Consider the following 23,815-nt stretch of genomic DNA (forward strand, 5'->3'; position numbering starts at 1 on the left):
CAACGTCCAGCAGCGCAGCAACACGCGGCATGAAGTCTTTACCAGTGGTGCCGGCAGAGGTCAGGATGTGGCTGTAGCCCTTGCCTACTTCAGCAACCAGCTCAGACAGGTTTTCTGCCAGGAAGTGACCGTAAGCGGCGTTGTCGGCAACCAGCACCTTGTTCACGCCTTCCGCCTTGGCAGCGGCTTCAGCGACGGCGCCTACGTTCTCACCGGCAACCAGCACGTCGATGTCGCCACCGATGGCCTTGGCAGCCGCTACAACGTTCAGAGTAGCCTGTTTCAGGCTGCTGTTGTCGTGTTCAGCAATTACCAGGATGCTCATTTAGATCACCTTCGCTTCGTTCTTCAGTTTATCCACCAGCTCAGCTACGTCAGCCACCTTGATACCAGCCTGGCGTGCAGCCGGGGCTTCGACTTTCAGGGTGGACAGGCGAGCGGCAACGTCAACGCCCAGGTCAGCCGGAGACATGGAGTCCAGCGGCTTCTTCTTGGCTTTCATGATGTTTGGCAGAGAAGCGTAGCGCGGCTCATTCAGACGCAGGTCTGTGGTAACAACCGCCGGCAGGTTCAGAGCAACTGTCATCAGACCGCCGTCTACTTCGCGGGTTACGTTAACCTTGTCACCGTCAACAACCACTTCAGAGGCGAAGGTGCCCTGGCCCATACCAGTCAGAGCAGCCAGCATCTGGCCAGTCTGGTTGTTGTCGGAATCGATGGACTGCTTGCCAAGAATAACCAGCTTGGGCTCTTCTTTCTCAACAACAGCCTTGAGCAGCTTGGCCGCTTCGAGGGACTGAACTTCTTCGTCAGTCTCGATGTGGATACCACGGTCAGCACCCAGAGCCAGGGCAGTACGGATCTGCTCCTGAGAAGCCTTCGGGCCAATGGATACAACAACGATTTCACTGGCAACGCCCTTCTCTTTCAGACGAACCGCTTCTTCAACTGCGATTTCGCAGAACGGGTTCATTGCCATCTTGACGTTGGCGAGATCAACGCCGGTGTTGTCCGGCTTGACGCGCACCTTCACGTTGTAGTCGATAACTCGTTTTACAGCGACCAGAACCTTCATAGATTCCTCGTTCTTCTACGATGGGTTTAATGAGTCTTCACAGTCAAAGGACCGGGTTGACCCGACCTGACAATGAGACGATACTAAAAATCGACTCAAAACACACTATATTTCGGTGTATACGTACAATGCCAAAGGTTAGTGCAGATTTCAAACAAACGTTTGTTTGATTCTTCAAATGCGTTATCCTTTCGGGACAAATAGCCGTTTTGAGCGGTTTCGGGCTGTCGTCTATACGCATTTTTACCGGTATGATGGCGCCCCTGATGAGGCCTGCGGGCAAACAATATCCATTAAAAGCTGTTTGAGGAGACCAACGTGGAACGCGAATCGATGGAATTTGATGTTCTGATCGTCGGCGGCGGCCCTGCGGGCCTGTCGGCAGCCTGCCGCGTCATGCAACTGGCGCAGGAAGCCGGCGAAGAACTGACCGTTTGTGTGGTTGAAAAAGGTTCTGAGATCGGCGCGCACATCCTCGCCGGCACCGTATTCGAGCCCACGGCCCTGAACGAACTCTTCCCGGACTGGAAAGAGAAAGGCGCCCCCCTGAATACCCCGGTTACCCGGGACGACATTTTCCTGCTGAAGAATCAGGAAAAAGCCACCAAAGTACCCAATGCCTTTGTGCCCAAGAACATGCACAACCACGGCAACTACATCATCAGCCTGGGCAACCTGTGCCGCTGGCTGGCTGAGCAGGCCGAACAGCTGGGCGTTGAAGTGTATCCGGGCTTTGCCGCCTCTGAAACCATCGTTGAAGATGGTCAGGTAAAAGGCATTATCACCGGCGATATGGGTGTTGCCCGTGACGGTTCCGAGAAAGACGGCTATATGCCGGGCATGGAACTGCGCGCCAAGTACACCCTGTTTACTGAAGGCTGTCGCGGCCATCTGGGCAAGCGCCTGATCAACGACTTCAAGCTGGACGAAGGCAAGGATCCGCAGCACTACGGCATCGGCATCAAAGAGCTGTGGGACATCGACCCGGCCAAACACGAGCCAGGTCTGGTTGTTCACACCACCGGCTGGCCGTTGAACGAATCTGGCTCCACCGGCGGCTCTTTCCTGTATCACCTGGAAAACGGTCAGGTTTATGTTGGTCTGATCACCGATCTTTCCTACAGCAACCCGCACCTCAGCCCGTTCGAGGAGTTCCAGCGTCTCAAGTACCACCCGGAAATCAAGAAGTATCTGGAAGGCGGCAAGCGTGTTGCCTACGGCGCCCGTGCTATCGCCAAGGGTGGCTACAATGCCCTGCCTAAGATGAGCTTCCCGGGCGGCCTGCTGCTGGGTTGTGATGCCGGCACCCTGAACAGCTCCAAGATCAAAGGCTCCCACACCGCCATGAAATCCGGCCTGTTGGGCGCTGAAGCCGTATTCGAGGCCCTGAAGGAAGGTAAATCCGGTGAGGAAATCACCAGCTTCCAGAAGCGTTTCGAAGACAGCTGGCTGTACAAGGAGCTTTACGCCGAGCGTAACTTTGGCCCGGCCATGCACAAGTTCGGCAATATCGTCGGCGGCGCGATTGCCTTCTTCGAGCAAAACATTCTGCGCAGCAGCCTGCCGATCACCTTCCACGACACCACTCCAGATTACGCCACCCTGAAGCCGGCGTCTGAGTGCAAGAAGATCGACTATCCGAAGCCGGATAACAAGCTGACGTTTGACCGCCTGTCCTCGGTGTTCATTTCCAACACCAACCATGAGGAAGATCAGCCGGTTCACCTGAAGCTGACCGACCCGGAAATTCCGCTGAAAGAGAACCTGCCGAAGTACGACGAGCCAGCGCAGCGTTACTGCCCGGCTGGCGTATACGAAGTGGTCGAGAAAGACGACGGTAGCGGCAAGAAGTTCCAGATCAATGCCCAGAACTGTGTTCACTGCAAGACCTGTGACATCAAGGATCCTGCCCAGAACATCACCTGGGTAACGCCGGAAGGCGGCGGTGGTCCGAACTACCCGAACATGTGATCCACGATCACTGTTTCAGAAAACCGGGGCTTGCCCCGGTTTTTTTATGCTCGCAGATTATTCCGGCCATAAAAAACGGCCCCCGAAGGTGCCGTTTTCTGATCAACCATCAGAAGGCATATCAGTGCACGTGGCCGTGCTCTTGCTCTTCGTCGGTTGCTTCGCGGGTTTCTACCACTTCAACGTCGAAGTGCAGGGTCTGGCCCGCCAGCGGGTGGTTGGCATCGATGGTAACGGTTTCGTCGCCAACTTCTACTACGCGAACGACCTGGGGGCCGCCCGGAGTCTGTGCCTGGAACTGCATGCCTGGCTCGATGGTGTCTACGCCCTCGAAAGCAGAGCGCGGAACCGGCTGGATGAGCTCTTCGTTTACTTCACCGTAGCCTTCAGCTGGCTCTACGGAAACTTTAACCTGGTCGCCAGCGTTCTTCTCGGTCAGCGCACTTTCCAGTCCGCCGATGATGTTCTGTGCACCTTCCAGGTATGCCAGGGGCTCACGGCCTTCTACGCGGGAGGAATCGAGTTGCTCTCCCTGGTCGTTAGTGAGCGTGTAATGGATGGTGACAACACGAGGTTGGGCCATGTGATCTCCTTGCGTGTCGCAATGACTGTGTATTTAGATTGTAGGCAATCGAAAGTGATCGTGAACAGCCAGACTGCACAGAGGGACTAACGACCACCGGGCCTCGTTAGAGAGCCAGGCTCGATAACAAGTAAGAAACCACAGTTTAACAAGTGACAGACTGCGTTTTCTACCTTATTCATTGGGGTGGTCAGGCGCTTTTCAACCGCCCTGCCCGATTTCCCAGAATTTTCCGTGACTAAACACCCCGTACACGGTTTTTCCCGCCGCTTCGGTTTCCTCGGCCAGCTCGGCGAGGTTATAGAACGCCGAGGTAACCAGCCGGGCTTCAACACCGTGGCGTACCTGAATAACTGGCCGAGGTTCGCCAGTCTCAGGGTAAGAGCCAACATGTAATCGGTGTTGCTCGCCAATCTCCAGGGTTTCGCCCATGTTGGTGGCCAGGGTAATAACCTGCTCCGCGCCCTCGCCTTTCACTTCCAGGCCATGGGCCAGCAGTGGTGCGTCCTCAACCCGGATACGCCATTTCTCGACCGGCGTAACCAGGTAGTACTCGCCGTCGCTTTCCCGCCTGAGAATGGTAGAGAACAGCTTTACCGTGGCCTCCCGGGCGATGGGCTCACCTTTGAAGACCCACTGGCCGTCGCGGGTGATCACCAGATCCATATTGCCGGAAAGTTCGGGGTGCCATTTATCCAGCGGTGGCAGATCCCTGCTCTTGCCGGCATCTTCGAGGGATTTGGCAATGTCATCGGGTGTCCGGTTCATGTTTTTCTCCCTGATCAGAGCCCACGCATCCATTCTGCCCGCAGAGGCACAGCGCCAGGCTGGGTAATGGCCATGTTTACCTGCTGCAGCAGGCGGTCTTTATCGCGGCCCAGCGTACCTTTGAGCACAAGGTAATTGGAGGCGTGATCGCTTCGGAAAATGGTGTTGTCCAGTTCCAGGTGCTCCAGGAACACACGGATTTCCTCGAACAGGGCCTGCTGGCCCAGGGGTACGAAATCCGCCCCGAAACCCTCGCGGAATCGCTCTTCACCCTGCGGGAAGCTGACCACCAGGGTAGACAGGTAATCGGGCTGGGTTTCATTGCACAGTGTGGCAGTGTTAATGGCATGCTGCCGTGAAAGAGTTTCACCGCCCAGACCATTGAGCACCATCACCGAGCTCACCAGGCCCGCTTCCCGGATCTTCACCAGGGCCGACCGGGTGGATTCCCAGGTTTCACCTTTGTTAACGCGCCGAAGAATCTCGTCGTCGCCGGATTCCATGCCCACATAAAGGATTTTCAGGCCGGCTTCCCGGAGTTGGGCCAACTCTTCAACCGATTTTTTTGCCAGGTTTCGTGGCAGGCAGTAGCTGGAAACGCGTTCCAGGCCGGGAAAGCCTCGCTTCAAATCAGCGATTATTTCCAGCAGGCGCCGGGTGGGCAGCACCATGGCGTCTCCATCGGCCAGGAAAACCCGGCGGACGTCGCCAAATGCCGCGGCTGCTTTCTCGATGTCTGCCCTGATGTCTTCGGGCTTTCGAGCCCGGAATTTCTTCTGGGGCTGGGTATACATCTGCTCACTAGACCTATAAAAACTATCCCATTTCGGTGGAAGATCGTCTGAGAACTGATTTAAACCTTTAGTATCTATACCAATCACGAGTACTAAAACTTACTCTGTGCGTCGAAAAACCCATTTAATCCAGCTTGAGCAATTTAACCTTTCATAGCAAGCAGCGATTGGCCTGACGGATCACTTGATCGCCGATCTGACGGTAAGCTACGGTCGCAAAGCGAACATTCGGAATGGCCTTCAATGCCGCCCAATTTGCCTCCGTTTGAGGCTCGGGGTTGTCGTGTTTAGTGGGGGAAGTCCAGACTGGATGGTGGGTCAAGGTTTGTTGAAGGATTTATCAAGGAAATGTCAAATCCCAAACTTAGGCTTTGACATGGGGTAAATATCCACACACCCTGAACGGCTGAGCAATGAACTGGCCGACCTGCCACGCCCGGACACGATCACAGCCCCCCCGATTGTTCCGGCTTGGCATGAAATTGATGCAAGGCTTTACCATCAAAGGTCGTCAGTTTGAAGGTGCGACGGTGGCCGATGGCGAAGTTGTTTTGTTGGGCGAAAGCGAGGTTTGTGAGTTCTTCAACAACACCATGATACCGAATCCCATGCATGTCCGTGGATTGCAGTTCAGGGTGCTAAGCCGACGCTACGCCGATGCACTAGCTGCCGGGCAGTTGGCGGCCGACATCGTGGATTCAGGGCTGCACGACACCGTGCTGGTGCTGCCCGGAGAGAGGGTCCGGATTGCGCTGACCTTCACCGACTTCCCGGGACTCTATCCTTACCATTGTCACAATATGGAGCACGAGGACAATGGCATGATGCGCTATTACGAGGTGCACAAGGTCTAGGCAACTCAGCAGGGTTGGGTGAACTCCGGGACCGGCACGGCGGTCCCTCCTGCGTTTATTTCCCGGTTACGGATTCAACGTAGTGAGCAACGGCCTCGATCTGTTGCTCCGACAGCGAATCACCGAACGCTGGCATGATCCCCACGCCACTCTTTACCGCATTGCGGACCTGCTCCGCAGAGGGTTTGAGCTCGTCCAGATTGGGGCCAATTTCGCCAACCGATCCTGCATCGTTCAGTGCGTGACAGATGGTGCAGGAGGGTTGAGCCTGCTCGGTGAACACCTTCTTGCCCAGTTCGAGTTGTTCATCCGCCATCACGGTGGCAGACGCAGAGACAAGTACAGCGAATAACAGTGTACGTAGTGACATGGAAAATCCTGGTTCGGTCAAAGAAACGGGCGGCCCGGCGGGCGAACCGCCACAAGGTTCATGCATTTATGAAACGGTGACGGTCACGCCATGGTCTTTCCAACTGGTGTTGCCGTATCCGCGCTCGTTTTCCGTGCGTGTGGGCGGCTGGGTATTGCCCTCGGTGTCGGTTGCGCGGCTGACAATCCGGTGATCGCCGGCGCTCAGATCCATCGACACCACAAACGGCCGCCAGGCATAACGCCCCATGTCGGGCCCAAGGAAGCGGGCGGTCTTCCAGGTTTCGCCACCGTCGGCTGACACCTCCACCTTGCTGACAGCATTCATGCCGCCGAAGGCAACGCCGTACACCAGGTTTTTGCCCTGGCTGGCGGTGGTCAGGGGGGCGGTAACCCAGGATTTGACCGGCATCTCCCACATGGACGGCTGATCGGGTGCTCCTTTCTCGCCAATGGGACGAATGCGATAGCCGGAGGCCTGAATCTTGGCGTCCGACTGGCCCTCGGTGAACGCCACCCGATCCACGTATTTCACGTTGTTGACCCCGAAATAGCCGGGCACAACCATGCGCAAAGGGCCGCCGTGGGCCAGGGGCATGGGCTCATCATTCATGTCCCAGGCCAGCAGGGCCTGATCCAGAGCCTTCAGGGGAATGGACCGTTCCACCATAATGGTTTTCGGGTCCAGCCCGGCAGGCAGGCTCTCGCCGCCCGTGCTGGTGATGTAATTCATCCCGGGTTTCACGCCGCCCAGTTTTGCGACAACCTCCCGTAATGGCACACCGGTCCAGATCAGGCAACCGGCCGCACCTGTGCCCCACTGGGTGCCCCCCGGCCCGTGCTGATAGTAGGCCCGCCCGTTTCCTGAACACTGAAGCACCGTGGTCACAGTTTCCACGCCGATTTTTTTAAGGTCGCCAAGGGTCAGGGACTGGGGGCCATTCACGCCTTCAAAAGTCACTTTCCAGGCATCGCGGTCAGCAACGATATCGGCATTCGGGGCTGGCAGATTGTTGCGCACGTACAATTTGTCACTGTCAGTGACCACACCACTGCCAATCGCTCCCCGTTCGGTTTCGATGGTGTTGGCACTGTGAACGATGACGTCATTGGCGTTTTTCCAGCGAACGTAGTCCGGCAGCGTTTTGGGCTCTGCGGCTTTGGCCAGCGGGCTGAGCCCCAGCAGACTGACGGACGCCATGGCACCGGCGGAGCCCAATAAAAGGCGCCGACGGCTCATTTGGATTGACTCTGCCGGAGACTGGGAGGCAATGGCGGGCGAATCATTGATCGACATGGTATTTCCCTCATTGTTGATCACTCCGGACTGGTTCCGGTTTTGTTGTTGGGCTGATTGCGAATGCATGAGTTAAGTGTAGGGATTGATTAGAAAATAACCACCGAGGTCGGTTCAGGAAGCACTCATCGCTGACTTGTCGATGGGTGGCACATTGCCCGATGGCGCCACAACCAGTAAGCCCGATGCCCGCATCGGCAACCCAATAACTTCCAGCTCGTTGTCACGGGTTCGAAAATCACCGGCACGGGCCACGGCCTGTCGCACGTCCGGATTCCGGAAAAACACGCGCTCCGATATTTGGTACTGAACGATCAGGCTGTTGCCCAGCCGCACGGCGTAGGCCTCGGCGGGCTCGCCACCTACTCTGGTTGTCCAACGGGCCAGAACGCGGCCATTGGCCCACTGCATGGGCGGCGACAGGTCGGCGTCGTCAGACGGCGTGCGCAGATCGTTGCCCACCACCCGCTGATAATCGGCCAGCACGTCGTTGACCATGGGAATCTGACTGGCCACCGCCATCTGATTGGGATCTTCGGGCGTCAGGCTGGGTACCAGAAGCATCGCCGCCAGCACCATGGCCACCGCCCAGCCGCCGCCTCCGATGACAGCCGATGGGCTCAGGCGGGTCAACCAGTGTTTCAGGCCTTCCAGAGGCTTCTGACCGACCGGGCGCCTGTCGCTGGTCTGGACGCTGGCAAGGGTATCGTCGAGGCGCTTGGCAAATGCGGGGGACAATCTGGGCGCGGGTATCTCTTGTAGTCGTTCAGAAAGCATCCGCTGGCGTTCGGCATCGTGTCGGCAGGCCTCACAGCCAGCAAGGTGAGCTTCAACCAGAGTGATGTGATGCTCATCCAGCTCGCCATCGGCATAGCCCGCCAGCCAGTCCTGAATCTGGTGGTGCAGGTCAGACCACTGATGGGATTCCGAAGAGGGGGTGATAGAGGGCTTATCACTCATGGGGGGTCACCCTTGTGTGCGTGTTGTCACTGGCAGCCGGATTGTCGGATGCCACCTTGATCAATCGCTCGGCCAGCAGGCGACGGCCTCGTGACAGGCGGCTCATCACCGTGCCTGGCGCCAGGTCCAGAATCTGCGCAATGTCCTGATAGCTCAGATCTTCAAAGTCCCTCAACAGAACCACCTGCCGGAAGTTGTCCGGCAGGTCGCGAACGGCGGCCATCACCTGCGCATCGGTCTGATGTTTCAGTGCCTGCTCGAACGGGCCGGGAGCGGCGCAGGGGTGTTCGCTCAGCACGGCGTCTTCGGTTGTGAGTACCGGGGCCAGTTGCCGCCGCCGATTGTCCCGGCGGTAGCCATCGGCAACCACACGGTTGAGAATTCTGAGCAGCCAGGCATAGATTGCTACCTGGTCGTCCAACTGGCCAAAATCCCGCCAGGCCCGAAGCAGGGTTTCCTGAGTATAGTCTTCCGCTATTTCAGTCGAGGCGGACTGGCGTTGCGCAACACCGTACAGCCGGTAACGCCAGGGGCGTACTAGGGTGTCAAACTGCTGCTTGCTTCCGGTGCTGCGCATTTTGTGTGCCCGTTTGGAATCGGTGGACTTGTTAACCAAAGACGTCGCCTGTGTTCAGTTTATTCCCTGTCGCCACATTTTTTTACGGGTTGCCGGGAACCGCAATCCAGAACGGGAACTTGCCGTCCACGGGTTGCCGGCGAACGACCTTCAAGGATTGGCTGTCAATCACGGCAATCTGGTTATCCGCCGTGACAGAGGCGTATATGAACCGGCCGTCACGGCTGGCGCGAACGCCATGGGGGCCGACGCCCACATCGACGTTCTTGACAATTTCCAGGCTTTCGGGGTCGATCAGGGTCACGGCGGACGCGGAAATCGCCCCGGTCGCGATGTATTTCCCGCCGGGCACCACGTCGATGCCGCCATGCCCACTGCCCACCTTGAAGGTTTTCAGCATGGTTTCACTGGCCAGGTCCATCACGCCCACGTTGCCCGTAAAGTCGCGCAGCCACAGCCGTTGGCCGTTGGCGCTGATGTCAACGTTGTGAGGCGTCTCAAGCCCCGGCGTCGGAATCTGATGCTGTTTTTCCAGGGTTTGCATGTTCACGACTGCCAGAGCGCCTTCGCCCTGCAAAGTGACGTAGGCAAATTTGCCGTCGGCGCTGTAGATGAGATTGTGGGGTACCTTGCCCACCGGAATTTTCTTCACCAGTTCGAGGGTGTTCATGTCGATCACTGCAACGTCGCCCTGGGTCGGCGCAACCGCAAGGCCATAGCGGCCATCCGGTGAGATCTTGACGCCCTGGGCCACCTCGCCTATCGCCACACTGGCCATGACGTCGCCATTGGCCGTATCCAGAACATAGACATTACCGGTTTTAAAACCAGACACCATCAGGCGAGAGCCATCCGGGCTCAGAGCATCGTAGTGCGCCCCTGCCACGCCAGGCCAGGCCTGTTTTGACGGTAAGGCTCTTACAATACCGCTGTTCTGGACGGCCACATAAAGCGGATCGCGGATGGCGTTCTCCAGGCTCAGCTCTGGGGCCGACCGGGCGGTTGGACCTTCCCGGGATGGCGCTACTGACTGACCCAGCACCGCCTGTCGCAACTGGTACACGTCCTTGCCGGACAGGTTCTGGCCCGCAATCGCCTTGATCTCCTCAGCGGTGTAGGGCTGAAACTCTCCCGCAAGACGCTGCTCGTTACCAAAGGCTGTCAACACGTAGTTCAGCACATCCGCGATCTGCTGGTTCGTGAGGGCACCGCCCCAGGCGGGCATGTTGCCGTTGTACGCCGTGCCCCCCACTTCGATGGACCCCGTCAAACCGTATTGCAGCACGTGGCCAAGATACTGGCGGCCACCAATGCCGTCGGTGGCGTTGTACAGTTCAGCGGTGTGGTTTTTCTGGGGCGGAAACGAGCCCGGTATGCCCTGGCCCTGTGCCTGATGGCAGGCCGCACACTGCTGGCTGTAAACCTTGGCCCCGCGCTCGAAGCGGGTGGATTCAGCCGCATTGGCAGACAAGCTGATACCGATTGCCGTTCCGGCAACAGCGATGAAGGATAGAACGTATTGGCCGATGGTTGGATGCATGCTGAAAGCCCCGAACGCTGAATGAAAGCCGACCGCCTCCATGCTGTGGCAACGCGATGCCAAGATCGAGCCGGTCGGATAAGAACTCAGGGGCCAAGGGCGTTGCCGGGCCGGAATTTATTCCCGACGTAGGTTTGGAACCTGTTCAGATCATGGGCCCCTGCAGACCGTTACGGGCAAGATGCAGTGCGATGGCAGCCATCATGGCACCGAACCAAATCACGGACGCAGTGCTGGCACCTGCAAAAAAGCCACCAGGCTGCCACGAATCACATTGAAAAAGGCTACAACGGCCAACCCCGACGGGCCAGAAACTGTTGAATCATTTACATTAGGTTCAGTCAGGAAGATGTGCTGATGGATCTGGTGATTGAGGATCAGGACGTGGGCCTTCGCCGGAGTTTCGGGACCACTTCTTCGCAGACGGTATCAGCCTGGACTCGCTGAGCCGCGCACCCGCCATCGTTTACGGCCCAAACGACCAGTTACAGCATCGGTTCATGGACAGCTTTGGGTATCACGGCGGTTTTCGCTATCACCTGTGCCCGTCCTCGCAGGGATTTGTCCAGTTTGCACTGGCCGGAGTGGGTTACGGCATGATTGCAGAAAATCAGGCCCTGAGTGTTCCGCTGTATTGGCATTTCTGGCGACACAGCGGCCACACCATTCAGTTTCTGACAACCCGGCTTGAGCGATTTTTTAACAGAGCGTCGTAATACCCACCCCGGGCGATTGCGTCCAGCATTTCAGGCCAGTGCAATCATCGGAGTCACCGCAAGCCCGCCACCGATCAGCAGTACAAACAACATCAGTGCCAGAGCAAAAGGCTTGATCCCCAGGGCGCGAAGCTTCGACATGCGCGTTTCATAACCCAGCGCTGCCATAGCCATGGTAAGTGCGATCTGGCCCGTCAGCGTCAGGCTTTCGTGCAAGGCTTCCGGCAGCGTGACAACGCTGTTAAACAGCGCCACCGCCACAAAACCGAACGCGAACCAGGGAACGGTCAGTTTACCGACGGATTGGGTGCCATCCTGTCTGGTTGCGTGGCGATTGAGCCACCATCTGCCCACCAGCAGCAGGAACGGTACCAACAGCATCACGCGTACCAGCTTGACGACAACCGCGTTCGCCAGCGCCTCTGGGCCAATTGCATTGCCGGCCGCAACCACTTGAGCGACCTCGTGCACGGTGGCACCGATGTAAATGCCATACAGGCCCTGATCCCAGCCGATCATCGAAAACAACACGGGCTCCACCACCATGGCCAGGCTACCGAACAATACAACCGTTGCCACTGCCATGGACGTAGTGGCAGGCCGCGCCCGAATCGTGGCTTCCGTTGCCAGAATGGCCGCCGCCCCGCATATGGCGCTTCCCGCACTGGTCAGCAGGGCAGTCTCCGGGTCCAGCTTGAACCAGCGGGTGCCCAGTTGGTAGCCAACAAACAAAACAGTGACAATGACCAACAGATCCAGAACCACAATGCGCGGCCCCAACGCAAAGACCTGCTGCATGGTGACGGAAAATCCGAACAGCACAATGCCTGTGCGCAACAGCCAGCGGGTCGAAAATTTCAGTCCGGCCTCAACGGATTGGCTTTTCCATGGCATGGGAAGATTCCCGACGATGACCCCCAGCACCAGAGCAAACACCAGCGGGCTGACGCGGTCGCCTGTCAGCGCGGTGAGCAAAAAACCACCGATGGTGAATAGAACACATAACCCAAGACCTTTGTACATAACGCTTTCCTTTATTATCTAATGGAATTACGTTATGCCTTAAATTGTTATCTGTAAAATGAATAAAAAAGGAGATATAAATCGAATATGTAGATTAGTGGTGTTTAATCCGCTGCTATTGTCTCGTGCGCCTTACCTTTTAACCTGTAGTTTGATAAGCTCCGCGCCCGCTGTCGGTGGGCAATTCCGACCCGTTTTCCCGCGTTTTACTCTCGTTGTCACCGCAAGTTGTGTTCGTAACCTGCCTTTTCGTTGATAAAGAGAACCCGCTGACACCCTTCCTGTTTTGACGAGTGCACTGGAAACTCAACTATGGTTAACAAACTCAAAGCCGACTGGCTTTCCAACATCCGAGGCGATTTACTGGCCGGCATCGTGGTTGCACTGGTTCTGGAGCGCTAAACAGCAACTTCTGGGGCTGGTTCAGCCTGGACATCAGGGCCGAGTTTTTGATCGAGACTTTCTGCGGGTCTGGGACACACGTTCTGCATTGAGTAACGGTTAAGGACTTTATGTTGCGACGGTTGGCCAGCAAGCAAGAAATCGCTAGCAGCTCGTGCCGGAATCCCTGCCGCGTTTTAATCAGACCCGCGAGAGCCTCGTTCGAACTCTTGAAGTAGCGCGTTGGGCCATCAAAGTTTCAGAGGTGTATTATCCAGACGCGTTAAGTGGTTCCTTGAGGACAAACGATGTGTCTTATGATGGAGCTATAAACGTCGTTGCACTTTCCACCGAGTGTCATTGAATGGGGTGGAGTCCGATCATAGCCGAGCAGACAAACCTTCTTGTCCTTAATGCCTCCATCGAAGCACTCCGCGCTGGCGAGCAGCGCCGAGGCTTTTCCGTCATTGCCGATGAGGTTCGAACCCCGGCCCAGCGCAATCAGAGATCTACTGAAGAATTGGCATTGACTGCTGAAGCCGAGATCCATGGAGTAGTCGAGGCGACAACAAACATTGTCGACGGCATCCGCAATTCATTTAAAGGTTTTCGCTGAGATCTCAAGAACCATGCAGGAAAGTTCAAGGTCTGGAGCCGCTTTTGAATATACGTTCTGATTGACGAGAGCAAAACTTCCTCCAGCGATACCAATGATTGTTGCGTATTCGTCTATCTTTAATGTTCGCTTTTGTTTAGCTGGGTCTAGAGTAAGCCCTGGTCGCAAAGCGAACGTTTAGATTTGGCGTAGGCTCGGGGATAAGCGGCGACGTATGATGCCGACCGGATCGGCCCCCTTGCTGGTTGCCATAACCGACCCCGGCAGAGAAGTTGGCTCTCGTAGATAAGCTCACGACGTGTTTTCCTCTACGCCCTTATAAAGAGACGTAATGAGCGGGCACTTCACGTCACCCTGCTCAGTGCAACATGCCTGCACCAGCCCCTCCAGCGTTCGCTCGATACGCCGCAGACTTGAAATTTTCTCACGCACCTTGGCGAGCTTCTGTCCGCCCAGTACCCGTGCTTCATCGCAATGGGTGCCGTCTTGCAGTGTTAGCAGTCCTCCGATTTCATCCAGGCTGAAGCCCAACCATTGGGCCGTTCGAATGAACTGAAGACGCGCCAACGCCTGATCGTCGTAATGGCGGATGCTTCCATAGGGTTTGTCAGGCTCTGCCACCAGTCCCCGGCGCTGGTAATAGCGGATGGTTTCCACTCCAATATTGGCGGCCTTGGCCAGGGCGCCAATGGTCATTGAACGTGGTTTCTTGGACATAGGGGGTTGATTCCGTAGCTGACTACGGGAGTAACCTTATCTCAGTCATCCATCTCATGAAAGGAGCCAACGTAATGTCTGAGCCCAAATCCGGTCGCGGTTCGCTGATCGCAGGGGGCGTTGCCGCCGTCCTGGCATCCGCCTGCTGTCTTGGTCCCCTGGTTTTAATCGCGTTAGGAGTTTCAGGCGCCTGGATCGGCAATCTGGCCGCCCTGGAACCCTATCGGCCCTGGTTCATCGGTGCGGCACTGGTGGCCATGGTGTTTGCCTGGCGCCGGATATACCGGCCTGCACAGGATTGCCAGCCGGGCGATGTTTGCGCGGTGCCGCAAGTACGCACAACCTACAAGGTTGTTTTCTGGATTGTCGCGCTGCTCATTCTGACTGCGCTGGCGTTCCCTTATGTTTTACCCCTATTTTACTGAGAGGCATAGCACCATGAAAAAATCACTGATCGCCACAGCGTTATTCCTGTTCGTTAGCCTGCCGGCCCTGGCAGCACCACAAACCGTCACCCTGTCAGTCCCTGGCATGACCTGTTCGGCCTGCCCGATCACCGTCAAGGCCGCTCTCAACCGGGTGGAGGGCGTGACCTCTGTGGATGTTCGTTATGAAGAACGCGATGCGACGGTCACCTTCGACGACGAGAAAACGACCGTTGAGGCACTGACGCAAGCCACCACCAACGCCGGCTATCCGTCCACGCTGAAACAATCTCAGGCAAAACAGGAGTAACCATGGCAAACCCCAAAACCCTGTTGCGGGTGAGCGTCATCGGCACGGTGCTGGTCGCCCTGTGCTGCTTTACCCCAATACTGGTGGTTTTGCTGGGAACCTTAGGCCTGGCAGCCCTCACCGGCTATCTCGACTACGTGCTTTTGCCCGCACTGGTCTTTTTTATTGGCCTGACCTGCTATGCCGTCTGGCGTAAAAAGAAACACGACGCCTGCTGCGACAGCCCTTCAACCAAGGAGTAACGTTTATGAGTGACAACAACCTGCACATTGCGGTGATTGGCAGCGGTGGCAGTGCCATGGCTGCGGCCCTGAAAGCGACGGAGCGCGGTGCCCGGGTGACGCTGATTGAGCGCGGCACCATCGGCGGAACCTGCGTCAACATTGGTTGCGTACCGTCCAAAATCATGATCCGGTCGGCGCATATCGCCCACCTTCGCCGGGAAAGCCCGTTTGACGACGGACTGAGTGCCCAGGCACCGGTGGTGGATCGTTCAGCCCTTCTGGCTCAGCAACAGGCCCGGGTGGAGGAGCTGCGCGAGTCCAAGTACCAGAGCATTCTCAATGACAATGCCGCGATTACCGTCCTCAAGGGCGAGGCGCGGTTCGTGGACGAGCGCACACTGACGGTTACGCTCAACGACGGCGGCGAGCAGACGGTGCACTTCGACCGGGCCTTTATCGGCACCGGTGCCCGGCCCGCCGAACCGCCTGTTCCGGGGCTATCCGAGACGCCCTATCTCACGTCCACCAGTGCGCTGGAGCTGGATCACATTCCCGAGCGCCTCGTTGTGATTGGTGCCTCGGTGGTGGCCATCGAGCTGGCTCAGGCCTTTGCCCGCCTTGGCAGTCGGGTCACCATTCTGGCCCGCAGCCGGGTGCTGTCTCAGGAAGACCCGGCGGTGGGTGAAGCCGTGGAAGCGGCCTTCCGTCGCGAGGGCATCGAGGTGCTCAAGCAGACCCAGGCCAGTGAGATTACCCACAATGGCCGGGTGTTCACCCTCCAAACCAACGCCGGCACCCTGGAGGCGGAGCAACTGCTGGTGGCCAGTGGCCGCACACCCAATACCGAGAACCTGAACCTGGAGGCCGTCGGCGTGGCTACCGAGCGCGGCGCGATCCGGATCGACAACCACCTGCAAACGACCGCGTCCGGCATTTATGCAGCCGGGGACTGCACCGATCAACCCCAGTTCGTCTACGTGGCTGCCGCCGGTGGTAGTCGGGCCGCCATTAACATGACCGGCGGTGACGCCAGCCTCGACCTCAGCGCCATGCCCGAGGTGATCTTTACCGATCCACAAGTGGCCACCGTCGGTCTGTCCGAGGCGGAGGCCCAGGCTCAGGGATACGACACCGACAGCCGCACCCTGACCCTCGATAACGTGCCCCGGGCCCTGGTTAACTTCGATACCGGGGGCTTCATCAAGATGGTCGCTGAGCGTGGCAGCGGACGATTGCTGGGTGTCCAGTCCGTCGCGGGCGAAGCCGGTGAGCTGATCCAGACGGCCGTCATGGCGCTGCGTGCGCGTATGACCGTGAACGACATTGCCGATGAGCTGTTCCCGTACCTGACCATGGTGGAGGGGCTCAAGCTCTGTGCCCAAACCTTCACCAAGGACGTGAAGCAATTGTCGTGCTGTGCGGGATAAGACGGTGCCGCCAATGTATAACATGGATGAGATCGTGGAACGGCTGGGTCTGACCGGCGAAAGGGAAGCCGCGCTTCATGTGACGCTGTTGCGCGAGCTTGCCCTGGGACAACCGGTCACTGTTGAGCGGCTCGCGAAGTCGCTCAACTGGACGACTGATGAGGCAGAGTTGGTGCTGGAAAAACTGCCCTGCGGGACCATCGAGTACGACGGCCAGGGACGGCTGATCGGCTCCGGCATCACACTGCGAGAAACCCCGCATGCATTTGTCATCAACGATCGGCCCCTTTACACCTGGTGTGCACTGGATGCCTTGATGTTTCCAACCGTTATTGGCGAACGGGCGCAGGTGCAATCGCGTTGCCCGCAGACGAACAACCCGATCAACATGACGATTACGCCACAGAGAGTGGTTTCGCTTGAGCCGGAGGACGCGGTCGTCTCTTTAGTGTCGGTGGCCGCATCGGGAGACATTCGAAGTGCGTTTTGTTGCGATGTCCTTTTCTTTGCCTCTCGACAGGCCGGGGAGGCCTGGGGGCGAGATAAACCAAGCGCGCAGCTGGTGACTGTGCAGGAAGGTTTCGAACTGGGACAGCGGATTGCGCACCTTATGCTCGACAGAGCAAGGCGTTACCAACATGACCTTTAATACCTGAATGTTCGATACCAATCTTGAACGTAGGTCAGCACCCAGGAGCTAGGCCATGTCATTTCCAAAGCGTTCCGTCGCTGCACCCTGTCTGTGCATCAAATCAGGAATTATCTGGACATGCGATTGGTGTATTCCTGTGGTGCCTCACCCGAACAACCGGACATGCACCCATTACACTGGCGATCGACGTGCATCGAATGTTCGCTTCTGTTTAGGTGCTTCTGGTCGCAAAGCGAACATTCAGACGCACCTTATTGCGACCACATTCCTAGCCTCCCACGGCGCTCGGTACAAGCTTGGAAGTTAACCCTGCGGATGAGTCCCCAAGCACCATTTAGCTGCTGAAAAGACATCCAGCCCCGTGAGCACGCGGGGCTGGATGTTGCTACGTTTATCTAATGGTTAATCACAACATTTTCTTCAACTGACCGTAGTCTCCTCCAGTACGCAGTACCAGAGTGATGTCGTTGTCGTTCCGATTTCTGAAGAACCAGCCGTGATTGCCGGTAAAGGCTGCTTCCAACTCGCCCTCGTCTTCAGGCACGCCCCGGCCTTTTTCGTAGGAAATTGACTGACCACTTCCATCACCATGGGTATCGAAGTTGATCGGGCCACCCTCTGATACCCAGGAGAATCGGGCTGTAGCGCCTTCCTCCATAGTAAGTTTGAACTCTGTGCCTTCTCCCGGTGTGAGAACCACGCGCACTTCATCCTGCCACTGCGGTTCCACAACTTCTGGTGCAGGCGCAGGTTCTGGCTCGGCAGGTGCAACCTCTGCTTCAGGTGAGGGAGCTGGCTCCTCAACGGCTTCAGCCACGACAGGCTCTTTGACTTCCGGGGCCTCTCGCTCAGTTGAGGATTGAACAGCAACCATCTGAGCAGCCTCGTCAGCAGCAGCCTCTTCGGCGAGCTGCTCCTTGATTTCGCCCATTTCAGTCAGGCCCAAAAGGCGACCTGCGCCGGTTGGGTCCAGGGCATACTCGGCGGGCATGACCACGGTTACAAGCAGAACCAACGCCACAATTGCCGCAATGATGGTTGATCGAACCAGCTTGGCAGTGCTGGGCAGTTCTTCACGGTTGGGAATATCGGTGTTGTACATAAAAAATCTCCAGAATCAGGCGACGAAGTAACCGGTGAGCTGATAGGCAAAGAGCAGAAAACCTGCACTCATCATGGCCACGTTGGCGGTGTAGGCATGGCGGAAAAATCCGTCGGTTTTTCGCCAGAAGCTGATGACAATCAGGATCATGGCCAGGGCGATCAATTGTCCGATTTCCACGCCCACATTGAAGGCGAGGAGGTTCGGAATCAGGCCGTCCTGTGAGATGTCGTATTCGATGATCTTGGTGGACAGACCAAAGCCATGGAAGAACCCGAAAATCAACGTGGCGGCTTTGGTGTTGGGCTGGAAACCAAACCACCGCTGATAGGCACCGATGTTGTCCAGTGCCTTGTAGACGATGGACAGACCGATAATCGCATCAATGATGTAACTATTGATGCCCACGTTGAAGTAAACCCCCAGCAGCATCGTGGTGGAATGCCCCAAGGCAAACAGGCTCACGTAGATCGCGATGTGCTTCATCTGGTAGAGGAAGAAAATGACACCCAGCAGGAACAGCAGGTGGTCATATCCGGTGACCATGTGTTTGGCCCCCAGATAGATGAACGAAATAAGGTTTATCCCGGTAATTTCCTGGATGTACCCCTTGTCGCCCTGGGCGACGGCATGAGCGAGTACATCGGTACTCAGACCCAGCAAGCCCAAAGTTAGAAATATCCAGAGTAGACGATTGCCTGTGCCCGTTGAGGACACACCACGGCATCGGCCAGGCAAGCTTGACAACATAAAGACTCCAATCGAATTTGTTTTCTCGGGCCGCGTAAGCGGCAAGAATCAAGTGGAAAGGGAGGCTTTTGGAGGGCGTTCAAGCCGATAACGCAAACTGCGGGGAGAACCTCCGGCAAAGGGTACGGGCTGCCGGAGAACGGTCAGGCTTTGGGAAACAAACGGAACCCTGAGGTGGTCCACGGTCTCGTGGGTATGATTGCCAGCATCATGATGCATTGATGATGTCTCTGGCTCTTTGTCAAAATCGTGGGTGTGTCCATGCGCACCATGATTGGCTGGATGGCCGTCAGACTGCGATTCCCACTCGCCTGCCAAGTTGGCCACACCGTGAGAGAATGACTCGCCAATCACCGACAGTGACAGGCCCGCCAATGCCAAGAGCATGACGAGCGTCGGAAGCAGTTTTCTCTGGTGAATGGCCGAAATCATCAATCTAATGCGTCGAGTCTGTGGTTGGATTTCAACGAAAACAGAGGATACCATCCCCCCATGGGGGATAGGAATTAAACATGGTAAATGATCACACGCATCAATCTCACCCGAACATTATCAAACGTCTTAAGCGGGCTAACGGCCATCTGGAAAGCGTGATTGGCATGATTGATCAGGGAAAACCCTGCCTGGAACTGGCCCAGCAACTTCACGCCGTGGAAAAGGCCATTCAACAGGCCAAACGCGTGCTAGTACAGGACCACATTGAGCATTGCCTCGACGATGCTATCGGGCCGCTGGAGCCAGACCAGCAGCGGCGTGTCGATGAATTCAAGGCAATTGCCCGGTATCTCTGACCTGATTGCTTTTCAACCTGCGCTCTCCCCGTTAATCACACCGGAGAGGCTCCACCGTCACGTGAACCAGGGACTGGCAGTGTGCCTGAATGCGCTCCTTATAGACTGTAGGCGACTCGGGCTGATGCGAGACCACTGAGACAATAGCCGCATGAATGTTTGGGCCTATCGCCCACACATGCAGATCACTGACTTTGGCATCGTCGTCTTCGACGGCCTGTTTAACAGCTTCCTCCATGTCCTGATGTTGCTCGTCGAGGAGGACCTTTGAGGTGTCTTTCAGCAGATGCCAGGACCAACGGGTTACCAGAATCGCACCGATAATCCCCATCATCGGGTCCATCCAGTTCCACCCGGCATATTTACCCGCCAGAAGAGCAACAATAGCAAGGACTGACGTCAGCGCATCCGCAAGTACATGCAGGTAAGCGGCCCGGCGGTTGTGGTCATGGTGATGATGGTGGTGACCGTGATCATGGCCGTGACTGTGACCATGATCATGGCCTGCATCCCCCAGTATCCAAGCTGACACCCCGTTGACCACCAGGCCAATTATGGCCACAAAAATAGCCCCATCGAAAGAAATGGCGACGGGCTGGATAAAACGCCCCACGCTCTCGATGACCATGTAGAGCGCAAAGGCAGCCAGCAGGATTGCACCGGTAAAGCCACCCAGCGCGTTGACCTTTCCTGTTCCGAAAGAGAAACGGTCGTTGCCCGCGTTTTTCCTGGCATACGCGTAGGCGAAGGCCGCAATGCCCAGAGCCACTGCGTGGGACCCCATATGCAGGCCATCGGCCAGCAACGCCATGGAGCCATAAACGATTCCGGCCAGAATTTCCCAGACCATCATCGCCAGTGTCAGGCCCACCACGATGAGTGTGCGGGTTTCGCCAGAGCGCTTCTGATCCTGACCAAACACGTGATTATGTTGCCAATGGTCGAGTCGTTCATGGTGCATAACAGTGTTCCCGGCAAGACTGATGGTTGGTAGACCTGTAGGCAAAATCTCACTTTTGACCTATCCCCCCTGGGGGGATAGCATGGAATGCTACTGGAGTCAGATTTCTACCACAACCTTTCTGCTTCTTATGCTGTCACTGGTGAAGCCATGCTTGAGATTCTGAAGCACCGAACCTATCGCCATTTGTTTCTGGCCCAGGTCGTTGCATTGCTGGGTACGGGGCTGGCTACGGTGGCCTTGAGTCTGCTGGCATTCGATCTGGCCGGAGACGAGGCGGGACAGGTGCTCGGCACCGCCATGGCTATCAAGATGGTCGCTTATGTCTTGCTAGCCCCCCTGGCATCAGCTCTGGCGGAGAACATACCCCGTCGTGCTCTGCTGGTCTCTCTGGATGTGATTCGAGCGGCGACGGCGCTGGCTTTGCCTTTCGTCACCGAAGTGTGGGAAGTGTACGTGCTAATCGCGGTCCTTCAGTCCGCCTCGGCGGCCTTTACACCAACCTTCCAGTCTACGATTCCGGAGACTCTTCCAAATGAAGACGATTACACCAAGGCGCTGTCGCTTTCCCGATTGGCTTACGATCTGGAAAACCTCATCAGCCCTGCGCTCGCGGCGTTGATTCTGCTTGCCACCAGCTGGCAGGCATTGTTCTCGGGCACGGTAATCGGTTTTATCGCATCAGCCTTGCTGGTGGTGTCCGTTGCTTTGCCCTCCGGGGCCAAATCAGAAAAACGTCGCGGCGTTTATGATCGCGCACGGGCCGGATTCAGAATTTTCATGGCAACTCCTCGCCTGCGCGGGGTGATGTCACTGAACCTAGTTGTCAGTCTTGCGGGAGCCATGGTGATCGTGAATACGGTTGTCCTGGTGCAGGGACAATTCGGCCTTACCGACCAGCATACGGCTATGGCTTTTGCCGCGTTTGGTGGCGGTTCCATGTTGGCGGCATTGGCGTTGCCAGCTTTATTGAAACGCTGGCAGGACCGGCAAGTCATGCTCACAGGAGGTGGGATTCTGGTTGCCGGGTTGGTTCTTGCGCTGCCGGTAGGCTCTCTGGAATGGCTGTTACCCGTTTGGGCATGGCTAGGCGTTGGTTTTTCCACCGTTCAAACGCCCATAGGCAGGGTCCTTACGCGGTCGTCGCATGCTGAAGATAGGCCAGCTCTGTTCGCTGCCCAGTTCTCTTTATCGCATGCCGGATGGCTGATCGCGTATCCATTAGCTGGTTGGCTGGGCTCTTCTGCGGGAATGACCATCACTCTATTGATACTTCTGGGGTTTGCTCTCGGCGGGCTGATCCTTGCCGTGAAGTTATGGCCATCTGTTGATCCGTCAGAACGTTCGCACCACCACGACGATCTTCCAAGTGACCACCCTCATATCGCAAGTGATTTCAACTCCAGTGTCCACAGTCACAACTACGTCATTGATAGCTTGCATCCCAAATGGCCAGATTGAGTTTTGCAGTCACCGCTTAGAAAACTTCAATGGCCGCCACCTCTGGAATGGGGGGGGGAATGCAGGGGCGTTTCTTAGGCAACTCGGGGGAATTAAATCCAGAAATTTGGGATGCTGCGAACGTTCGCTTTTGTTTAGTCGAGAAGCCTGGCCTAGTCGCAAATGGACGTTACAACGGCACGTTTGACAAGGATTACAGCTTAGAGCTGTATCATTTTGGATTTTCCAGCCTTTAGTTGACCTAAATCCTGGATTAGGGTCAGCTGAAATCACCATGCTCAATTTTCTGAAGCACTGACGCTATCCGGCAACAACCCTCAATGGTACCCAGCAGGTCGCAAGGTCTTTCATCTTCCAGCGCTGGGACCCTCCGCTGGAACCATTCCAATGCTTTTTCCCGCGATTCCCAAGTTCGTATTGCCTGATAAACAACGTCGACTGCGTGCCGTGTGATGACCAGTTCCAATCCAACCGGCACCATCCTCTCCCACTCTCGAAGCGTGTCTGGAATCGGGGCGTCGGGGTCACACTGGGCCACAAGATCAATTAAGCTGTAGGATTTTTTTTCCGTCATCCAGATCCCTCCGACTGGGTATCAGGAGTCCATTCTCTGACGAACAATCCATAAAAGGAAGTCGTCCCACGTTGCTTCTATCGCGGCCGGTAGGCGCTAACTGTAAACATCCCTGTTTCACGGACAAGCTTCACATCGCCGGTCAACCAGCCATCATTATTTGATCAAAGTATGATTCGAGAGGTCTTTGTGTGCCTAAAGCTTCTGGTCCTGGACCATCTCGTGTATCTAAGGCCAGCGCGTTGGAGAAACCAAAAAGCAACTCATTGGCGCTGACCTTGCGAGATAATTGCGTACCGGTGAGTGGCAGGAGTGATGCAAACTCATGCATGGCATCAAGAATCGAGATGTTCTCCTCCCCCCCATTAGCACTAGGCTTCGCCGCTACTGTCTTAAGAGAGACGTCGAAGCCCTTAAAGTACCCTTGCAGTACTTCAAACAACTTGGGTGATTGAGTGAAATCATGAGGCCTCAATAAAATCCTTTTGAAAAGCTCTTTCTTCTTCTGCCAGAAAACAAGCAGAATCAGAGTAGTCGCAACACACGTTTTTTGGTTATAGAGCATTCTGAACCGGAAAACACTATCAAATGAGGCTGCGATTTGGTGCTGGTCTCTAAGTGTCAGAGCAAACGCATCCGCTACCCACTTAAAATCATTAACTAGGGCTGTGAGGTCGTTTTGTGATGCTGAGACATTTATCAGCCAGTTTAAATCACCCTGGTTCCTTAAAATGCCGTATTCGGCAATCAAAGCACGGGCAAATTGTTCATTGTTCGGGCGCTTTAGATGCAGTTCACGAGTGAAAATTCGTTTGAAATAGAGTTCAGCGTCGAAAGTCTGCCCATAAAGACCGGCCAGAGATGCTTGTAACTGGTGTTAATGGCCAATTAAAATGA

At 56.3% G+C, this 23,815-nt stretch carries 25 protein-coding genes and 2 pseudogenes; 10 read left to right on the forward strand and 17 right to left on the reverse strand.

Annotated features, from left to right (window positions below):
• Positions 1–325, reverse strand: a pseudogene (locus tag B3Y70_RS11535) (electron transfer flavoprotein subunit alpha/FixB family protein); the annotation flags it as partial.
• On the reverse strand, positions 326–1,075 hold the full coding sequence (locus tag B3Y70_RS11540) for an electron transfer flavoprotein subunit beta/FixA family protein (RefSeq protein WP_011784958.1): 750 nt from the start codon (positions 1,073–1,075) through the stop codon (positions 326–328). It abuts the pseudogene before it with no gap.
• Between the two features lie 318 nt (positions 1,076–1,393).
• Between B3Y70_RS11540 and B3Y70_RS11545 the strand changes: the two genes are divergently transcribed.
• Positions 1,394–3,046 carry an electron transfer flavoprotein-ubiquinone oxidoreductase gene (locus B3Y70_RS11545; RefSeq protein WP_011784959.1) on the forward strand — a complete coding sequence of 551 codons (1,653 nt, stop codon included), beginning with the start codon at positions 1,394–1,396 and terminating at the stop codon, positions 3,044–3,046.
• Positions 3,047–3,167: 121 nt separating this feature from the next.
• Here B3Y70_RS11545 and B3Y70_RS11550 read toward each other — a convergent pair whose 3' ends face one another.
• The 3 genes and pseudogenes from B3Y70_RS11550 to B3Y70_RS11560 form a co-directional block, all read right to left on the reverse strand.
• Complete coding sequence (locus B3Y70_RS11550; protein WP_011784960.1) at positions 3,168–3,629, reverse strand: FKBP-type peptidyl-prolyl cis-trans isomerase; 462 nt, start codon at positions 3,627–3,629, stop codon at positions 3,168–3,170.
• Between the two features lie 201 nt (positions 3,630–3,830).
• Positions 3,831–4,397 (reverse strand): DUF1285 domain-containing protein, encoded by a 567-nt coding sequence (locus tag B3Y70_RS11555; protein WP_011784961.1) that lies wholly within the window; start codon positions 4,395–4,397, stop codon positions 3,831–3,833.
• 14 nt (positions 4,398–4,411) lie between these two features.
• Positions 4,412–5,194: pseudogene (locus tag B3Y70_RS11560) on the reverse strand (radical SAM protein); the annotation flags it as partial.
• A gap of 473 nt (positions 5,195–5,667) precedes the next feature.
• Between B3Y70_RS11560 and B3Y70_RS11565 the strand changes: the two are divergent.
• Positions 5,668–6,045, forward strand: a complete 378-nt coding sequence (locus B3Y70_RS11565; RefSeq protein WP_286895606.1) for a multicopper oxidase domain-containing protein — start codon at positions 5,668–5,670, stop codon at positions 6,043–6,045.
• 55 nt (positions 6,046–6,100) lie between these two features.
• On the opposite strand, the gene B3Y70_RS11570 is transcribed toward B3Y70_RS11565, so the two are convergent.
• From B3Y70_RS11570 to B3Y70_RS11595, 6 genes are all read right to left on the reverse strand, one after another.
• Positions 6,101–6,415, reverse strand: coding sequence for a c-type cytochrome (locus tag B3Y70_RS11570; RefSeq protein WP_069184689.1), 315 nt, complete (start codon positions 6,413–6,415; stop codon positions 6,101–6,103).
• A 66-nt stretch (positions 6,416–6,481) separates the two neighbouring features.
• The gene (locus B3Y70_RS11575; protein ID WP_083231865.1) at positions 6,482–7,711 is read right to left on the reverse strand and encodes a sulfite oxidase; all 1,230 of its coding nucleotides are present in this window, start codon (positions 7,709–7,711) and stop codon (positions 6,482–6,484) included.
• A gap of 114 nt (positions 7,712–7,825) precedes the next feature.
• Entirely contained in the window at positions 7,826–8,671 is an 846-nt protein-coding gene (locus B3Y70_RS11580; protein ID WP_069184688.1) for an anti-sigma factor family protein, read from the reverse strand.
• A complete protein-coding gene (locus B3Y70_RS11585; RefSeq protein ID WP_141697240.1) occupies positions 8,664–9,248 on the reverse strand; it encodes an RNA polymerase sigma factor in 585 nt (194 codons plus the stop codon). The genes B3Y70_RS11580 and B3Y70_RS11585 overlap by 8 nt, the downstream gene beginning before the upstream one ends.
• 82 nt (positions 9,249–9,330) lie before the next feature.
• A complete protein-coding gene (locus tag B3Y70_RS11590) occupies positions 9,331–10,788 on the reverse strand; it encodes a cytochrome D1 domain-containing protein (RefSeq protein WP_205632675.1) in 1,458 nt (485 codons plus the stop codon).
• 746 nt (positions 10,789–11,534) lie between these two features.
• Positions 11,535–12,527, reverse strand: coding sequence for a YeiH family protein (locus B3Y70_RS11595; protein WP_069184684.1), 993 nt, complete (start codon positions 12,525–12,527; stop codon positions 11,535–11,537).
• A 745-nt stretch (positions 12,528–13,272) separates the two neighbouring features.
• Between B3Y70_RS11595 and B3Y70_RS11600 the strand changes: the two genes are divergently transcribed.
• Positions 13,273–13,524 carry a methyl-accepting chemotaxis protein gene (locus tag B3Y70_RS11600; protein WP_069184683.1) on the forward strand — a complete coding sequence of 84 codons (252 nt, stop codon included), beginning with the start codon at positions 13,273–13,275 and terminating at the stop codon, positions 13,522–13,524.
• Between the two features lie 291 nt (positions 13,525–13,815).
• Here B3Y70_RS11600 and B3Y70_RS11605 read toward each other — a convergent pair whose 3' ends face one another.
• On the reverse strand, positions 13,816–14,241 hold the full coding sequence (locus B3Y70_RS11605; protein ID WP_008175593.1) for a MerR family transcriptional regulator: 426 nt from the start codon (positions 14,239–14,241) through the stop codon (positions 13,816–13,818).
• A gap of 74 nt (positions 14,242–14,315) precedes the next feature.
• On the opposite strand from B3Y70_RS11605, the gene merT reads away from it, so the two are divergent.
• Genes merT through merB form a run of 5 tightly spaced genes read left to right on the forward strand, consistent with a single transcriptional unit; the run spans position 14,316 to position 17,276 of the window.
• On the forward strand, positions 14,316–14,666 hold the full coding sequence (gene merT, locus B3Y70_RS11610; protein WP_008175596.1) for a mercuric ion transporter MerT: 351 nt from the start codon (positions 14,316–14,318) through the stop codon (positions 14,664–14,666).
• A gap of 13 nt (positions 14,667–14,679) precedes the next feature.
• Complete coding sequence (gene merP, locus B3Y70_RS11615; RefSeq protein WP_008175598.1) at positions 14,680–14,976, forward strand: mercury resistance system periplasmic binding protein MerP; 297 nt, start codon at positions 14,680–14,682, stop codon at positions 14,974–14,976.
• Between the two features lie 2 nt (positions 14,977–14,978).
• Complete coding sequence (merF, locus tag B3Y70_RS11620) at positions 14,979–15,218, forward strand: mercury resistance system transport protein MerF (protein ID WP_008175600.1); 240 nt, start codon at positions 14,979–14,981, stop codon at positions 15,216–15,218.
• Positions 15,219–15,223: 5 nt separating this feature from the next.
• Positions 15,224–16,627 (forward strand): mercury(II) reductase, encoded by a 1,404-nt coding sequence (gene merA / locus B3Y70_RS11625; RefSeq protein WP_008175602.1) that lies wholly within the window; start codon positions 15,224–15,226, stop codon positions 16,625–16,627.
• A 13-nt stretch (positions 16,628–16,640) separates the two neighbouring features.
• Positions 16,641–17,276 (forward strand): organomercurial lyase MerB, encoded by a 636-nt coding sequence (gene merB, locus B3Y70_RS11630; protein WP_008175605.1) that lies wholly within the window; start codon positions 16,641–16,643, stop codon positions 17,274–17,276.
• Between the two features lie 409 nt (positions 17,277–17,685).
• On the opposite strand, the gene B3Y70_RS11635 is transcribed toward merB, so the two are convergent.
• On the reverse strand, positions 17,686–18,381 hold the full coding sequence (locus B3Y70_RS11635) for a hypothetical protein (RefSeq protein WP_153740613.1): 696 nt from the start codon (positions 18,379–18,381) through the stop codon (positions 17,686–17,688).
• A 15-nt stretch (positions 18,382–18,396) separates the two neighbouring features.
• Positions 18,397–19,131, reverse strand: coding sequence for a HupE/UreJ family protein (locus tag B3Y70_RS11640; RefSeq protein WP_248237236.1), 735 nt, complete (start codon positions 19,129–19,131; stop codon positions 18,397–18,399).
• Between the two features lie 512 nt (positions 19,132–19,643).
• Here B3Y70_RS11640 and B3Y70_RS11645 point away from each other — a divergent pair.
• Positions 19,644–19,922, forward strand: coding sequence for a metal-sensing transcriptional repressor (locus tag B3Y70_RS11645; RefSeq protein WP_153740610.1), 279 nt, complete (start codon positions 19,644–19,646; stop codon positions 19,920–19,922).
• A 31-nt stretch (positions 19,923–19,953) separates the two neighbouring features.
• On the opposite strand, the gene dmeF is transcribed toward B3Y70_RS11645, so the two are convergent.
• Positions 19,954–20,883, reverse strand: a complete 930-nt coding sequence (gene dmeF / locus B3Y70_RS11650) for a CDF family Co(II)/Ni(II) efflux transporter DmeF (RefSeq protein WP_153740609.1) — start codon at positions 20,881–20,883, stop codon at positions 19,954–19,956.
• Positions 20,884–21,033: 150 nt separating this feature from the next.
• Here dmeF and B3Y70_RS11655 point away from each other — a divergent pair, with 150 nt between their 5' ends.
• A complete protein-coding gene (locus tag B3Y70_RS11655) occupies positions 21,034–22,344 on the forward strand; it encodes an MFS transporter (protein WP_153740621.1) in 1,311 nt (436 codons plus the stop codon).
• A gap of 259 nt (positions 22,345–22,603) precedes the next feature.
• Here B3Y70_RS11655 and B3Y70_RS11660 read toward each other — a convergent pair whose 3' ends face one another.
• A complete protein-coding gene (locus B3Y70_RS11660; protein WP_288589832.1) occupies positions 22,604–22,918 on the reverse strand; it encodes an MbcA/ParS/Xre antitoxin family protein in 315 nt (104 codons plus the stop codon).
• A 142-nt stretch (positions 22,919–23,060) separates the two neighbouring features.
• The gene (locus B3Y70_RS11665) at positions 23,061–23,669 is read right to left on the reverse strand and encodes a hypothetical protein (protein WP_288589833.1); all 609 of its coding nucleotides are present in this window, start codon (positions 23,667–23,669) and stop codon (positions 23,061–23,063) included.
• Between the last annotated feature and the right edge of the window lie 146 nt (positions 23,670–23,815).

The sequence above is a fragment of the Marinobacter sp. UBA5687 genome (genome assembly GCF_002420325.1).
GTDB lineage: Bacteria > Pseudomonadota > Gammaproteobacteria > Pseudomonadales > Oleiphilaceae > Marinobacter > Marinobacter nauticus.